General features: G+C 66.8%; 11 protein-coding genes, 1 tRNA gene and 1 pseudogene. 11 read left to right on the top strand and 2 right to left on the bottom strand.

The genetic code is table 11. The features are described 5' to 3' along the window. Positions 1–105 precede the first annotated feature (105 nt). On the top strand, positions 106–1,017 hold the full coding sequence (gene artA / locus GRX66_RS04200) for an archaeosortase A (RefSeq protein WP_159525411.1): 912 nt from the start codon (positions 106–108) through the stop codon (positions 1,015–1,017). Positions 1,018–1,721: 704 nt separating this feature from the next. Here the strand turns inward: artA and GRX66_RS04195 are convergent. Continuing rightward, positions 1,722–1,794, bottom strand: a tRNA-Asp gene (locus tag GRX66_RS04195). A gap of 192 nt (positions 1,795–1,986) precedes the next feature. On the opposite strand from GRX66_RS04195, the gene GRX66_RS04190 reads away from it, so the two are divergent. From GRX66_RS04190 to GRX66_RS04150, 9 genes are all read left to right on the top strand, one after another. Next, complete coding sequence (locus GRX66_RS04190; protein ID WP_159525410.1) at positions 1,987–2,214, top strand: DNA-directed RNA polymerase subunit H; 228 nt, start codon at positions 1,987–1,989, stop codon at positions 2,212–2,214. Next, the gene (locus GRX66_RS04185) at positions 2,215–3,777 is read left to right on the top strand and encodes a DNA-directed RNA polymerase subunit B'' (RefSeq protein ID WP_159525409.1); all 1,563 of its coding nucleotides are present in this window, start codon (positions 2,215–2,217) and stop codon (positions 3,775–3,777) included. Position 3,778: 1 nt separating this feature from the next. Further along, on the top strand, positions 3,779–5,605 hold the full coding sequence (gene rpoB / locus GRX66_RS04180) for a DNA-directed RNA polymerase subunit B (RefSeq protein WP_159525408.1): 1,827 nt from the start codon (positions 3,779–3,781) through the stop codon (positions 5,603–5,605). Beyond that, on the top strand, positions 5,602–8,514 hold the full coding sequence (locus GRX66_RS04175; protein ID WP_159525407.1) for a DNA-directed RNA polymerase subunit A': 2,913 nt from the start codon (positions 5,602–5,604) through the stop codon (positions 8,512–8,514). Before rpoB ends, GRX66_RS04175 begins: the two co-directional genes overlap by 4 nt. Further along, complete coding sequence (rpoA2, locus tag GRX66_RS04170) at positions 8,507–9,694, top strand: DNA-directed RNA polymerase subunit A'' (RefSeq protein ID WP_159525406.1); 1,188 nt, start codon at positions 8,507–8,509, stop codon at positions 9,692–9,694. The genes GRX66_RS04175 and rpoA2 overlap by 8 nt, the downstream gene beginning before the upstream one ends. Then, positions 9,694–10,119, top strand: coding sequence for a NusA-like transcription termination signal-binding factor (locus tag GRX66_RS04165; RefSeq protein WP_159525405.1), 426 nt, complete (start codon positions 9,694–9,696; stop codon positions 10,117–10,119). Before rpoA2 ends, GRX66_RS04165 begins: the two co-directional genes overlap by 1 nt. 453 nt (positions 10,120–10,572) lie before the next feature. Continuing rightward, on the top strand, positions 10,573–11,001 hold the full coding sequence (locus tag GRX66_RS04160; protein WP_159525404.1) for a 30S ribosomal protein S12: 429 nt from the start codon (positions 10,573–10,575) through the stop codon (positions 10,999–11,001). Positions 11,002–11,003: 2 nt separating this feature from the next. Continuing rightward, a complete protein-coding gene (locus GRX66_RS04155; RefSeq protein WP_159525403.1) occupies positions 11,004–11,618 on the top strand; it encodes a 30S ribosomal protein S7 in 615 nt (204 codons plus the stop codon). Positions 11,619–11,822: 204 nt separating this feature from the next. Then, positions 11,823–13,247 carry a PQQ-dependent sugar dehydrogenase gene (locus GRX66_RS04150; protein WP_159525402.1) on the top strand — a complete coding sequence of 475 codons (1,425 nt, stop codon included), beginning with the start codon at positions 11,823–11,825 and terminating at the stop codon, positions 13,245–13,247. A gap of 72 nt (positions 13,248–13,319) precedes the next feature. Here the strand turns inward: GRX66_RS04150 and GRX66_RS04145 are convergent. After that, a pseudogene (locus tag GRX66_RS04145) lies at positions 13,320–14,083 on the bottom strand (DUF5781 family protein). A gap of 169 nt (positions 14,084–14,252) precedes the next feature. Between GRX66_RS04145 and GRX66_RS04140 the strand changes: the two are divergent. Continuing rightward, on the top strand, positions 14,253–15,823 hold a 1,571-nt coding region (locus tag GRX66_RS04140; protein WP_159525401.1), incomplete at its 3' end, for a methyl-accepting chemotaxis protein.

Here is a 15,823-nt window from a genome sequence, read left to right as displayed (position 1 = left end):
GGACGACGGGGCAGTCTTGCATGCAGGACGTTACTGATACATCGACCCCAGTGAGCGCCCCTCACACCAACACGCCTATACTCGCCACGCACGTCGCGTCGAGTAATGGTTTCGGCGTTGACTGACGCGCTGGCGTGGGTCGTCATCGCGTCGTTCGGAGCGAGCGCGATCCTCCAGGGCGGCCACCGGGCGTACAGTCGGTATGCGGCGGTCGCGGCCTGGACGCTGTTCGCGGCGTTCTGGGGCTTGCTCGCGCCCTACTACTTCTTCGAGCATTTGAGCGTCATCGAGGGCGTCCTGGCGGTGTTCGCTGTGCCGGCGTGCCTGTACACCGCGTACCTGGTCGCGACGAACAAGCGGAGTCTGGAGACGTTGACGCGCGCAATCGCGATCATGGGCCTGCTCTTTCTGCCGTTCCAGACGATTCCGGCGCTCGAGCAGTTCGCCATCGAGACGACCACCCAGCACGCTGATTGGCTGATGGCGCAGTTCGGGTACAATCCCCCGATCGTAGAAGGCGAGCACGGCTACACGGCAAAGTTCGTGTTCACGGGCGAAAACGCGGTGACGGGCGAGTCCGGTCACCGGTTCACGACGACGGTCCTGATGGCGTGCACGGGCGTCGGGAGCATGAGCATCGTCGGCGGGCTCGCGCTCGCCGTCAAGGCCTCGTGGACGCGCCGCCTGCAGGCGCTGGCGGTCGCGCTCCCCGTCATCTACGGCCTGAACGTGATCCGCGTGGTGTTCATCGCCGTCGCACACGGCGAGCAGTGGTTCCGCGGGCAGACACTCCAGGACGTCGTGTTCACGATGTTCGCGACGACGGACGCCAACATGGTCTCGTACCTGTTCGCGGATCGCGTGCTCGCCCAGACCGGCTCCGTGGTCGCGCTCGTCGCGCTGACGCTCGCGCTGCTGCGCATCGTCCCGGAGCTCGGCGGCGTCGTCGAGGACGTCGCGTACATCGCTACCGGCAACGAGTACGACGTCACGCGGCGGTTCGCGCAGCGGAACTGAACGCTCACTGGTGTTCTCCACACCGGTCCGTGTACGCGTACAGAGCGACGGATACGCCCGAGAGCCAACTACCCGACCAACTGACTCGAATCCGCCAGCTATCCTTCCGGGGAGGGAGTGGAATTCGAGAGGGGCGGCGCGGTCGCGTTTCCCTGGTCGCCTCGCACAGCAAGCACCGCAGGCCGAAGGCGACGGAGCGCAGCGGGTGAGCGACCGCGAGCGCGCCGGGGCTTTCAGCGAGACGTCGGAGTGTACGGGCAGAGTATCTGCAAAAAGAGTGGCTCGTCGACCGCAACGTCGAACAGAAAGTACGCCCGGAGCGGGAGTCACGTGAGCGCTGCGAACGTGACGCCGGCAGTCGACGTGTGCCGGAATTTGAACCGGAGTCAGACGTGCTCGCTCACTCCGTTCGCTGTGCGCGACTTCCGTCAGAGCTGATCTCTGACGGCGTCTTGCTCACTTCGTTCGCAAGGCTGACGGGGTCCAAATCTCTGCGTGTTCGTGGAACTCGATACCTGCGACACAGCAAGCTGGTCGCTCGAAGTTGAGTTCCACAGAAGTACGCCCGGAGCGGGATTTGAACCGCCCGAACGTCGCTCCCGCTGGTCGCTCGTTCTGTGCTTCAAATCCCGCGCCGCGTTCACGAAAGCGAGCAATCGCCTCGGGACAGAGCCGTCCCTCGGCGGATTGCGTCGGAGAGAAAGCGCCCGGAGCGGGATTTGAACCCGCGTCACAACCGTGACAGGGTTGTATGATGGGCCACTACACCATCCGGGCTTGCTGCACTCATTCGTAGCCGGGTCGTATGCTTAAGGCTTTCCAAACGCGGGACGTGTGGGTGGTGGTGTCGTGGCCCTGTGCGGGCGGGAGACGGGCTGAAAACGAATATAACAAGCGTTAAATGCGTTCCGCGATAATTGGCCTGTAGTATCTCGTGAGAGGTAGTTCTCCCCCCACCCAGGTACATCCATGGTAGACGTAAGCCAACACGAACTCGTCCCAGAGCACACTGTCCTCGACGACGACACTGTCGAGGACGTGCTCGCGGACTACGACATCGAACGGACGGACCTGCCCAAGATCAAACGGAAAGACCCAGCGCTGCCGGACGACGCCGAGGTCGGTGACGTCGTCAAAATCGTACGGGATTCGCGAACCACGGAGACGGCAATCGTGTACCGACTGGTGATCGAATAAATGCAAATCGAAGACAAACGCGAACTTTCGCGGTCGTATTTCTCGAAGGAACGCCTCGCGGAACACCACTTCCGGTCGTTCAATTCGTTCCTCGACCGGGGGATGCAGGAGGTCGTCACCGAGAAGGAACGCATCGAGACCGACATCGGCGACAAGGAAGACGAGGAGCCGGTGTGGGTTGAACTGGGCGACGTACGCATCGTGACGCCGCGGGTGCGTGAGGCGGACGGCAGCGAGGAACTGCTGTACCCCCAGGAAGCCCGGTTGCGGAACATCACGTACGCCGCGCCCGTGTTCATGGAGATGAGCATCGTGCGGGGCGGCGAGGAGGAAGAGGAGCGCGTCCTCGACACGACGGAGACGAAGGTCGGCCGGATGCCGATCATGGTCGGGTCGGACAAGTGCAACATCGCGGGGTTCAGCGAGGACGAACTCATCGAGATCGGTGAGGACCCCGCCGACCCCGGGGGGTACTTCATCGTGAACGGCAGCGAGCGCGTGCTGATGACCAGCGAGGACCTCGCGCCGAACAAGATTCTCGCCGAGTACGACTCGAAGTACGGCGACGAGATCCAGGTCGCGAAGACGTTCAGCCAGCGCCGCGGCTACCGCGCGCTGGTGCTCGTCGAGCGGAACCGGGAGGGCATCCTCGAGGTGTCGTTCCCGTCCGTGTCGGGGAGTATCAACTTCGTGACGCTGGTGCGGGCGCTCGGTCTCGAGTCCGACGAGGAGATCGTCCACCGCGTCAGCGAGGACCCCGAGATCGTGAAGTTCATGCTGGAGAACCTGGAGGAGGCCGAGGTCCAGACCCAGGAGGAAGCCATCGAGGAGCTCGGCCAGCGCGTCGCGTCCGGCCAGGGGAAGAACTACCAGTTGAAGCGCGCGAACTACGTCATCGACCGCTACCTCCTCCCGCACCTCCACGAGGAAGGCATCGAGGACGAGGAGACGCGCATCAACAAGTCCTACTACCTCTGCCGGATGGCGGAGGCGTGTTTCGAACTCGCGCTCGGCCGCCGCGAGTCCGACGACAAGGACCACTACGCGAACAAGCGCCTCAAGGTGTCCGGTGACCTGATGAAGGACCTGTTCCGGACGGCGCTGAACAAGCTCGCGCGCGACGTGAAGTACCAGCTGGAGCGCGCGAACATGCGGAACCGCGAACTCACCGTGAACACGGTGGTGCGTTCGGACGTGCTCACGGAGCGACTGGAGCACCCGATTGCGACCGGGAACTGGGTGGGCGGTCGCTCCGGGGTCAGTCAGCTCGTCGACCGCACGGACTTCATGGGCGTCCTCTCACACCTGCGGCGGCTGCGCAGCCCGCTCAGTCGCTCGCAGCCGCACTTCGAGGCGCGGGACCTGCACGCCACGCAGTGGGGACGCATCTGTCCCTCCGAGACGCCGGAGGGCCCGAACTGTGGGCTGGTGAAGAACTTCGCGCAAGCGATGGAGCTCTCACAGAACGTCGACGACGAACGCGACCTCAAACGCGAGCTGTCGTCGATGGGCGTCGAGGGCATTCCGGGAATCAACACGGAAGCGACATCCGCGGACGACTAACATGAGCACGGAACGAGAAGCCAAAGTCTACGTCAACGGCAGCCTCGTCGGGACGCACGACGACCCGAACGAGCTGGCAGCACAGATTCGGGAGGCGCGACGTCGCGGAGAGGTATCCGAGATGGTCAACGTCTCCGTGAAGGACCGCACGAACGAAGTCATCGTGAACGCCGACGCCGGCCGCGCGCGTCGCCCGCTGCTCGTCGTCGAGGACGGCGAGCCGCTCGTCACCGACGACGAGATGGCCGCCATCGAGGACGGCGACATCGACTTCGAGGACCTGGTGCGCGCCGGGAAAGTCGAGTTCATCGACGCCGAGGAAGAGGAGGACATCCTCGTCGGCGTCGACGAGTCGGAGCTCACCGACAACCACACGCACCTCGAGATCGACCCACAGCTCATCTTCGGCATCGGCGCCGGGATGATTCCGTACCCCGAGCACAACGCCAGCCCCCGCATTACGATGGGCGCGGGGATGATGAAGCAGAGTCTCGGCCTGCCGGCGGCGAACTACCGCATCCGGCCGGACACCCGCCAGCACCTCCTGCACTACCCGCAGAAGGCGATGGTGAACACCCAGACCACCGAACAGATCGGCTACGACGACCGGCCAGCGGGCCAGAACTTCGTCGTCGCCGTGATGAGCTACGAGGGGTTCAACATCGAGGACGCGCTCGTCATGAACCAGGGGAGCGTCGACCGCGCGCTCTCGCGCTCGCACTTCTTCCGGACGTACGAGGGCGAGGAGCGGCGCTACCCCGGCGGCCAGGAGGACCGCTTCGAAATTCCCGGCGACGACGTGCGCGGCGCACGCGGCGAGGACGCGTACACGCACCTCGACGAGGACGGCCTCGTCAACCCCGAGACCCAGGTCGACGACTCGTCGGTCCTGCTCGGGAAGACGAGTCCGCCGCGGTTCCTCGAAGAACCCGAGGACATGGGCGGCCTCAGCCCGCAGAAGCGCCGCGAGACGTCCGTGACGATGCGCTCGGGCGAGGACGGCGTCGTCGACACCGTGACGCTGATGGAGGGCGAGGACGGCTCGAAGCTCGCGAAAGTCAGCGTGCGCGACGAGCGCATCCCGGAACTCGGCGACAAGTTCGCGAGCCGGCACGGCCAGAAGGGCGTCGTCGGCCACCTCGCGCCCCACGAGGACATGCCGTTCACGCAGGACGGCGTCGTCCCCGACCTCGTCCTGAACCCGCACGCGCTGCCGTCCCGCATGACGGTCGGCCACGTGCTGGAGATGCTCGGCGGGAAAGCCGGCTCCATGGACGGCTCCCCCGTGGACGGCACCGCGTTCACCGGCGACGACGAGGAGGAGATCCGCGGCACCCTCGAGGAACGCGGGTTCAAGTCCTCCGGGAAGGAGGTCCTGTACTCCGGCGTCTCCGGGGAGAAGATCGAGGCCGAGATCTTCGTCGGCACGATCTTCTACCACAAGCTCTACCACATGGTGTCGAACAAGCTCCACGCCCGCTCGAAGGGGCCGGTCCAGGTCCTCACGCGGCAGCCGACGGAGGGGCGCGCCCGCGAAGGCGGCCTCCGCGTCGGGGAGATGGAGCGCGACACCGTCATCGGGCACGGCGCCGCGATGGTGCTCAAGGAACGCCTCCTGGACTCCTCGGACCGCGAGGAGATCCACGTCTGCGGGAACTGCGGCATGACCGCGGTGGAGAACTACGAGCAACGCCGCGTCTACTGTCCGAACTGTGAGGAGGAGACGGACGTGCACGAACTCGAGATGAGCTACGCATTCAAGCTCCTGCTCGACGAGATGAAAGCGCTCGGCATCGCGCCGCGACTCGAACTGGAGGACGCAGTATGAGCACGGGACACTCACCAATGGAAATCGGGGAGATCAGCTTCGGGCTGATGAACCCGGAGGAGTATCGAGACATGTCCGCGACGAAAGTCATCACCGCGGACACCTACGACGACGACGGCTTCCCCATCGACATGGGCCTGATGGACCCGCGCCTGGGCGTCATCGACCCCGGGCTGGAGTGCAAGACGTGCGGCCAGCGCTCCGGGAGCTGTAACGGCCACTTCGGCCACATCGAGCTCGCGGCGCCCGTCATCCACGTCGGGTTCGCGAAGCTCATCCGGCGGCTCCTGCGCGGTACGTGCCGGGAGTGCGCGCGCCTCCTGCTCACCGAGGAGGAGAAAGAGCAGTACCGCGAGGACCTCGACCGCACGCGCAGCCTCCGCGAGGACGTCTCCGACGTCACGAAGGCCGCTATCCGGGAGGCCCGCAAGAAGGACCATTGCCCGCACTGCGGGGAAGTCCAGTACGACGTCAAACACGAGAAGCCGACGACGTACTACGAGGTCCAACAGGTGCTGGCCTCCGACTACAGCGAGCGCATCGCCGCGTCGATGCAGCCCGACCCCGACGAGGAGGGCAGCGGCATGAGCCCCCAGGAGGTCGCCGAGGAGACGGACATCGACATCAGTCGCGTCAACGAGATCCTCTCCGGCGAGTTCCGGCCGCGCCGCGACGACCGGGAAGCCATCGAGGCCGCGCTCGGCGCGGACCTCACCACCGAGGACATGAACAAGCTGATGCCCTCGGACATCCGCGACTGGTTCGAGGACGTCCCCGGCGAGGACCTCTCCGTGCTCGGCATCGACCCCGACAGGTCGCGCCCCGAGTGGATGATTCTCACCGTGCTTCCCGTCCCGCCGGTGACCGCGCGACCTTCGATTACGCTGGACAACGGCCAGCGCTCCGAGGACGACCTCACGCACAAGCTCGTGGACATCATCCGCATCAACCAGCGGTTCATGGAGAACCGCGAAGCGGGCGCGCCACAGCTCATCATCGAGGACCTCTGGGAACTGCTGCAGTACCACGTCACGACGTTCATGGACAACGAGATCAGCGGGACGCCGCCCGCCCGCCACCGCTCCGGTCGCCCGCTGAAGACGCTCAGCCAGCGGCTGAAGGGGAAGGAGGGCCGGTTCCGCGGCTCGCTGTCCGGGAAGCGCGTGAACTTCTCCGCGCGGACCGTCATCAGTCCGGACCCGACGCTCTCGCTGAACGAGGTCGGCGTTCCCGACCGGGTCGCCACCGAGATGACCCAGACGATGGTCGTCAACGAGCAGAACGTCGAGCGCGCGCGACGCTACGTCCAGAACGGCCCCGAGGGCCATCCGGGCGCGAACTACGTCACGCGCCCCGACGGTCGCCGCGTCCGCGTCACCGAGAAGGTGTGCGAGGAGCTCGCCGAGCGCGTCGAGCCCGGCTGGGAGGTCCAGCGCCACCTCATCGACGGCGACATCATCATCTTCAATCGCCAGCCGTCGCTGCACCGGATGTCCATCATGGCCCACGAGGTCGTGGTGATGCCGTACAAGACGTTCCGCCTGAACACCGTCGTCTGTCCGCCGTACAACGCCGACTTCGACGGCGACGAGATGAACATGCACGCCCTCCAGAACGAGGAGGCGCGCGCGGAAGCCCGCGTCCTGATGCGCGTCCAGGAGCAGATCCTGTCGCCGCGGTTCGGCGAGAACATCATCGGCGCCATCCAGGACCACATCTCAGGGACGTACCTGCTCACAAACGCCAACCCGACGTTCAACGAGACGCAGGCCTCCGACCTGCTCCGCCAGACCCGCATCAACGAGCTCCCCGAGCCCGCGGGCATGACGGACGGCGAGCCGTACTGGGAAGGCCGCCAGCTGTTCTCTGAGCTGCTGCCCGACGACCTCACCCTCGAGTTCACGGGGACGGTCGGCGAACCCGTCGTCATCGAGGACGGTCAGCTCCTCGAGGGCACCATCGCGGAGGACGAGATCGGTGGGTTCGGCGGCGAGATCGTCGACACCATCGCGAAAGTCCACGGCAAGACCCGCGCCCGCATCTTCATCAACGAAGTCGCGGCGCTGGCGATGCGCTCGATCATGCACTTCGGGTTCTCCATCGGCATCGACGACGAGACGGTGTCCACGGAAGCCCGCGAACGCATCGACGAAGCAATCCAGTCCGCGTACGACCGCGTGCAGGAACTCATCGAGACCTACGAGAACGGCGACCTCGAGTCCCTGCCCGGCCGGACCGTCGACGAGACGCTCGAGATGAAGATCATGCAGACGCTCGGGAAAGCCCGCGACTCCGCCGGCGACGTCGCCGCGGAGAACTTCGACGAGGACAACCCCGCAGTCGTCATGGCCGACTCCGGCGCGCGTGGGTCGATGCTGAACCTCACGCAGATGGCGGGCTGCGTCGGCCAGCAGGCAGTTCGCGGCGAACGCATCAACCGCGGCTACGAGGACCGCACGCTCAGCCACTTCGAGCCCAACGACCTCTCCAGCGAAGCGCACGGCTTCGTGGAGAACTCCTACACGAGCGGGCTGACGCCCAAGGAGTTCTTCTTCCACGCGATGGGTGGCCGCGAGGGCCTCGTCGACACGGCAGTCCGGACGTCCAAATCCGGCTACCTGCAGCGGCGCCTCATCAACGCGCTCTCCGAACTCGAGACCCAGTACGACGGCACCGTCCGGGACACCTCGGACACCATCGTGCAGTTCGAGTTCGGCGAGGACGGCACCTCGCCCGTCGAAGTCTCCTCCTCGGAGGACAACGACATCGACGTCGAGGGAATCGCCGACCGCGTCATCGAGGCCGAATTCGAGACCGAGGACGAGAAAGAGGCGTTCCTCAGCGTCCAGGAACCGCCGACGAACCTCTCCGAGCACGGCGCGTCCTGGGAGGTGGAATCCGATGACTGACATCACACCGAGCATCCGCCAGACCGTCGAGGAAACGGAACTACCGCGCCGCCTCAAGGAGCGCGTCCTCGACACCGTCGAGGACCGCGACGGCGTCACGGCCGCCGAAGTCAGGGAAATCGCGGACGCCGTCGAGTCGCGGTACATCGAGACGCGCGTCGACCCCCTCGACCCCGTCGGCACCGTCTCCGCCCAGTCCATCGGCGAACCCGGGACGCAGATGACGATGAACACGTTCCACTACGCGGGCGTCGCAGAGATGGACGTCACGCAGGGCCTGCCGCGACTCATCGAGCTCGTGGACGCCCGGAAGACGCCCGACACGCCCGTGATGCACGTGTTCCTCGAGGACGAGTACGGCGAGGAACGCGAGAAAGCCCACGAGGTCGTCTGGAAGATCGAAGCGACGAAGATCCTCGCGCTCGGGGACATCTCCACGAACGTCGCGGACATGGTCGTCCGCATCGACCTCAACGAGGACACCCTCCAGGAGCGGTGGCCGCTCATGGACGACACCACCGAGATCGCCGGCGAGATCGCCGAAACCATCGAAGGCAGTCTCGGCGTCCAGGTCACCCAGCAGGGCACCGTCCTGGAGTTCGGGCCGAGCGAACCGTCGTACCGCGAACTCCTCCAGCTCGTCGAACAGCTCCGCGACATCGTGTTCAAGGGCATCGAGGACGTCTCCCGCGTCGTCATCCGCCGCGAGGAGACAGACAAGGGCGAGGAGTTCGTCCTCTACACCGAGGGGTCGGCGTACAAGAAGGCGCTCAACATCGAGGGCGTCGACGCCTCCCGGACGACGTGTAACAACATCCACGAAGTCCACAAGACCCTCGGCATCGAGGCCGCCCGCGAAGCCATCATCGACGAGACGATGGCCACCCTCGAGGAACAGGGCCTCGGCGACGTGAACATCCGCCACCTCATGCTGGTCGCGGACATCATGACCAACGACGGCACCATCCAGTCCATCGGCCGGCACGGCATCTCCGGCAGCAAGGACTCGGTGCTCGCGCGCGCCGCCTTCGAGGTCACCGTCAGCCACCTGCTCGACGCCGCCATCTACGGCGAACGCGACGACCTCGACGGCGTCATCGAGAACGTCATCGTCGGGAAGCCAGTCCGACTCGGCACCGGCGACGTCAACCTCCGCATGGGCACCACCAAATCCGACTGATGACAGTCCGGCTCTCCGACGAAGCACGCCGCTACATCGCCGCGTTCGAGGACGTCACCGACGCCACCGCCGTCGACTGCGTCGTCGACGACGACGAAGACCGCGTCATCTTCGTCGTCTCCGCCGGCGACATGGGCACCGCAATCGGTCCCGGCGGCAGCCAGGTCGAGGAACTCGAAGACACGCTCGGCCGCGACGTCGTGCTCGTCGAAGACGCCCCCACACCGGAGGGCTTCGTCGCCAACGCCCTCTCCCCGGCAGCCGTCTACAACGTCACCATCAGCGAGAACGACACCACCGTCGCGTACGCCGAAGTCGCCCACGACGACAAAGGCGTCGCCATCGGTACCGGCGGCAAGAACATCCAGGCCGCCAAGACCCTCGCCGAACGGCACTTCGACATCGACGACATCCAGCTCACCTGAGGCACTTTTTGCGCTGCGGGGGTCGCCGGAGGCGACCCCCTCGGCAAAAACGTGCGGAAAAAGCACTCCTCGTTCCTTCCGTCAGAGCCAGCTCTGACGACGTCACGTTCGCTTCGCTCGCGGTAGTCACTCGTCGGCCTGCGCTCCCTGCGGTCGCGCAGTGAATCGCGGCGCTCGGGCTTTTCAAGCCGCTCGCGCCGCGAATGCTTGACAGCCGGTGCGTCGATCTGCTGGCTAGCGTCCGGCGACCGAGCGGTCCGTCAGGACCCGGACGGTCGCCGGTTCACCGCGCGAACGGCGAAGCCGTTCGCGCGGGCAGAGGAACCCCCGTAGGGGGTGACGCTGGCTTTTTTCACCACGTTTTTGCCAGGGAGCGCGCCGCAGGCGCGCGACCGCAGCAAAAAGTGGATGTGAAAGACCGAGTTTAAGTAGTTCCGCTGGGTAATCGGGTGTATGTCGAACGGCAAGTACGCCGCTCGGAAACTCAAGAAGGACCGCCAGAAGCGACGGTGGTCCGACTCGGAGTACGCGCGGCGAGAACGGGGGCTCGGCAAAGAGTCCGACCCCCTCGAGGGTGCGCCCCAGGGCCGGGGCATCGTCCTCGAGAAGGTAGGTATCGAAGCGAAACAGCCGAACTCTGCGATTCGGAAGTGCGTCCGAGTCCAGCTCATCAAGAACGGGAAGCAGGTCACCGCGTTCTGTCCGGGTGACGGTGCGATTTCGTTCATCGACGAGCACGACGAAGTCACCATCGCCGGGATCGGCGGTGCGAAGGGTCGTGCGATGGGCGACCTCTCCGGTGTGAACTACAAGGTCGAGAAGGTCAACGGCGTGAGCATGATCGAACTGGTTCGCGGGAACGCTGAGAAGCCGGTGCGATAATCATGAGCGAGGACGAAGCCCCCGAGCCCGAGGCGCCCGCTGGCAGCGACGAGGAGACCGTCGACGCGAAGCTCTTCGGCAAGTGGGACGTGTCGGACATCCAGTACAGCGACCCGAGCACGCGCCGCTACCTCGCGGTGACGCCGGTCGCGCACACGATGGGCCGCCACGCTCAGAAGCAGTTCAAGAAGAGCGAGCTCAGCGTCGTGGAGCGGCTCGCGAACCGCCTGATGAAGACGGGCGCGAACGCGGGCAAGAAACAGCAGGCGCTCAGCATCGTGCAGGACGCCTTCGACCTCGTCCACGAGCGCACCGACGAGAATCCGGTGCAGGTGCTCGTGCGCGCAGTCGAGAACGCGGCGCCCCGGGAGGAGACCGTTCGCCTGAAGTACGGCGGCATCTCCGTCCCGAAGGCCGTCGACGTCGCGCCCCAGCGCCGCGTCGACCAGGCGCTGAAGTTCCTCGCGGACGGCGCACACTCGTCGTCGTTCAAGACGCCGACGGACGCCGCGGAGGCGCTCGCCAACCAGCTCATCGGCGCGGCTGACTACGACGTGCAGACGTACGCGGTCGGCCAGAAAGAAGAGAAGGAACGCGTCGCGGCCGCGGCACGCTAACGCGAGTCTCGTCTTTCTCCGAGCGGTTCTCCGGCCGTTCCCGGTTCGAGAACGGCGCTCGATTCAGCTCTCGAGCGACGGCCCTGGCCGAATCGTTCCGTCCGCCGGTCGTCGCGAGACGTCCCGTCGGCGGCGCGCAGGGCGGGCGTGCTCGTGGTCGGATACCTGAAAACAGTTAACGGTGGCTGCAGCAAACCTTCGAGTATGCGATGTAACCGCCGTTCGTTCCTCGCTGCAGGCCTCGGTGGCCTCGCCGGCCTCGCCGGCTGTTCCTCCCCGGACCAGAGTGACGACCCGACCTCGACAACCACCGCTGGGACGCAGACGACCGTGACAACCGTCGACCAGGACGAGTACGACCTCTCCGTGCGCCACGACGTGGAGTCGTGGAGCGAGTACGCCCCGGACTGGTCCCCTCCCGTGGACGCGCCGACCCTCGACGTGACGACGGAGACTGTCATCGAGGGGCTGGAGATCCCCTGGGACCTCGCGTTCGCGCCGAACGGCGACCTCTTCATCTCCGAGCGCGTGGGGCGAATATCGCGGTACGACTCCGCCAACCTGGAGACCGTCGCGGCCCCCGACGTGATCGACCACGCCGATTCGATCGCTCCCGGCGAGGAGGGGGGCTGGTGGGACGCCGGGAGCGAGGGCGGCCTGATGGGGCTCGCCGTCCATCCGAACTACCCGGACGTCCCGCTCGTGTACGCCATCTACACCCGCGAGGACGAGCCCGCGGTGTCCGGCGGCGACGACTTCGTCAATCGGGTCTCGTACTTCGACGTCTCCGCGGACGACCCCGGCGAGACCGAGACGGTCGTGATCGACGACATTCCCGGCAACGAGATCATCCACAACGGCGCGCGGCTCGCGTTCGGCCCGGAGAACTACCTGTGGGTGACCACGGGTGACGCCGCGTCGATCAATCCCGACCTCGGGACCGACCAGCGACTGCCACAGGACCCCTCCTCGCTCGCGGGGAAGGTGCTCCGGCTCAAGCCGGACGGGAGCGCGCCCGAGGACAACCCCGACATCGCCGGCGGCGACCCGCGGGTGTACACCTACGGGCATCGGAACCCGCAGGGAATCAGCTTCCTTCCGGACGGAACGCCCGTCGTCACCGAACACGGGCCGAACCAGCACGACGAGGTGAACGTACTGGAGCCGGGCGGGAACTACGGCTGGGACGTGGAGGGCGAGCGCGGACGCACCGGTGACACGTACGCCGGAACGGACTTCGAGCGCCCCGTGGTGAACACGACGAACGAGACGTGGGCTCCGCCGGGCTGCGTCTTCTACACCGGCGACGAGGTCCCCTCCTGGTCGAACCGGCTGCTCGTCGGCGGGCTCGTCTCACAGCGCATCAACATCGTGACAGTCTACCCGACCGACGGCGAGGCCGCGTCTGCGGACGACGGCGGGACGCGCTACGACGCGGACTGGATGAACAGCGACTACAGCGCCGTCCACCACGCTGTCCTGGAGGACGAACTCGGCCGCGTCCGGCACGTCGAACAGGGGCCGGACGGATCGCTGTACGCGGTGACGTCGAACCGCGACGGGCGCGCGCAGGGCGCCCAGTTCCCTCGAGACGGCGACGACCGGCTCGTTCGCATCACGCCGGCGTAGCGCTCGGACAGGACGGCGGTCGCGTACATCTGCTCCCGGGCCGGTGGGTCAATCGGTGGTCGAGTTGGCGGGTCAGTCCGCCGCCGGGCCTGTGGTCGTGTCCTGTGTGTCGACGTACGTGCGGATGGCCTCGACGAGGCCGCGGCGGCAGTCGCTCTCGTCGGGATCGTCGGCGAGCGCGGCGAACCGCTCGCGGAACGACTCGACGTCGATCTCGGGGGCGTCCTCTGCGGCCGCGTGCGCGAGGTCGTAGATGCGGTGGTCCGGTGGGACTGCGTCGTGGCGCTCCAGGAGCGCGAGCGCGAACGCGCGTTCACCGCGGTCATCGGGGGGTCGGCGCCCGCCGTGAGTCGCTGGCCGACCGTCGGCCCGGCGACCGGCTGGTCGGCGACGGCGGCCGCGAGTTCGGATTCGAGGAACGCAACGAGTTTGTCCGTCGGACCGACCGAGAGCGTGATGTCGTCGGCGTAGATGTCCTTGACGTGGTTGGCGATCTGGTGGCAGTGCGTGAGCACGCGGCGCTCGACCTGGCGGCCCGTGAGCGCGAGGAACAGGACTTCGTCCATCGAGAGGACGTGGCTCGGGTGCGCGTGCTCGTGGCGGTGCATGTGCGCGAACTCGTGGAGGGCGAGCTCCCGGGCCATCGCGCTCGTGGCGGCCTGCCGGGAGATGTTGAGGACGTGGTGGTCGTCGTAGTGGCCCGCCCACGTGCGCTCGTCGGGGTTCTCGCGGATGTGGACCTCGACGCGGTTGTCGAGGTCGTGTTCGGTCTCGAAGACGTCCCGGGCCCCGAGAAACGGTGCAGCGGGCCCGGCTCCCGTCACGCGCAACTCCATGGTAGCTTTTAGCAAGGGAGTGCCGGCAAAGACTCTTTCGCCCACGGCAGCCCGAGCGCGCGGCAGAGGGGCGGCCGCTGGCCGTCGGTTCATCGGCGCGGCCGACCCGATTACTGCGTTTGATAGAGGGCGACCAAAATATATATGTGGTACCTGGGAAGGCCGGCACATGGCAGGTCGTTCACCGGTCGGGTGGGTTCAACGAAAGTACAGCCGTCGCATCGGAGCGGCGCTGTTCGTGGCCCTCGCGGCGACAGTCGGGTTCGCCGCTCTGTTCGCGGAGAGCGCGGCGCAGGGCGAGGGGACGGGCTACACGGCGCTGGCCGGGACGGTGTTCGTCCTCGCGCTCCACGTCGGACTGCTTGGCATCGTGCTCGCCGGGAACGCGAGCGTGGAGCTGCGGAAGCTGACGGACGCCGCGGAGGCCATCGAGGCGGGGAACTTCGACGTCTCCCCGGAGACCCAGCGCCGCGACGAGTTCGGGCGGCTCGCGGGGTCGTTCGACACGATGCGGACGTCCCTCGACGAGGCGTTCACGGAGTCCGAGCAAGCCCAGCAGGAGGCACAGCAAGCGCGGGAACAGGCCGAGGAGGCACGCGCCGAGGCGGAAACGGCACAGGCCCGGGCGGAGCGCCGCAGCGAGGAACTACTCGCGCACGCCGACGACGTGGGCGCGGCGATGGCGGCGGCCGCGGACGGCGACTTCACCCACGAGTTCGACGCGGACACCGACATCCAGGCCATCGAGCACATCGCGGCCGCCTACGAGGAGATGGCCGTCGGGCTCTCCGGGACCGTCGAGGAGATACTGGACTTCGCGGCGGCCGTCGAGGACGCCAGCAACGCAGTCGCCGACGACGCCGCCGACGTGGAACAGCAGCACGCGGCCCTCGCCGGGGACATCCGGGAACTCGCCGACGACATCGAGTCCCAGGCCGAGCAGCTCGACCAGGTGGTCACGGAGGCGAACAACCTCTCGGCGACCATCGAAGAGGTCGCGGCGACCACAACCGAGGTCGCCGACCGGTCGAACGACGCCGCCGCCGTCGGGGAGACGGGCGCCGAGCACGCCGAGGAAGCGGTCGAGGCGATCGAGGAGATTGCCGCGACCATCACGGAACTCGGTCGCCTCGTCGGCGAACTCGACGACAGGATGGACGAAGTCGGCGAGACGACGGACATCATCGACGACATCGCAGAGCAGACGAACATGCTCGCGCTGAACGCGAACATCGAGGCGGCGCGTGCGGACGCCGCCGGCGACGGCTTCGCGGTCGTCGCGGACGAGGTGAAGTCGCTGGCGACGGAGACCCAGGACGCGATCGACGAGATCGCGGCGACTATCTCGGACGCCCGTGCGGACGTCGACGACGTCACCGCCGAGATGGACGTCACGACCGACCGCATCGACGCGACCGTCGACACGGTCACGGAGGCCGGCGACACCATCGCCGAACTGACCTCAACCGTCTCGGAAGTGGACGACGCGATGGGCGAGATCACGGACGCCACCGACGACGGCGCCGCCGCCACCGAGGAGGTCGCGGCCGCCGTTGAGAACGTTCGGAAGGTCGCCGTGGACGTCGCTGACACCGCGGACGACCTGGCGGCGACCGCCGACGAGACGGCGGCGGACGAGGTCGCCAGCGACGGAATCGAGACGGCGCTGACGGCGCTCGGGGAGGCGGACAGCGAGACGCCCGAACGCGTCGGGCCAGTCGGCCTGCTGAAGGCGACCCG

This window comes from Halobacterium bonnevillei (assembly GCF_009831555.1).
Taxonomy (GTDB): Archaea; Halobacteriota; Halobacteria; order Halobacteriales; family Halobacteriaceae; genus Halobacterium; species Halobacterium bonnevillei.
The sequence above is the reverse complement of the archived record's forward strand: the minus strand, read 5'-3'. Positions and strand labels throughout refer to the sequence as shown.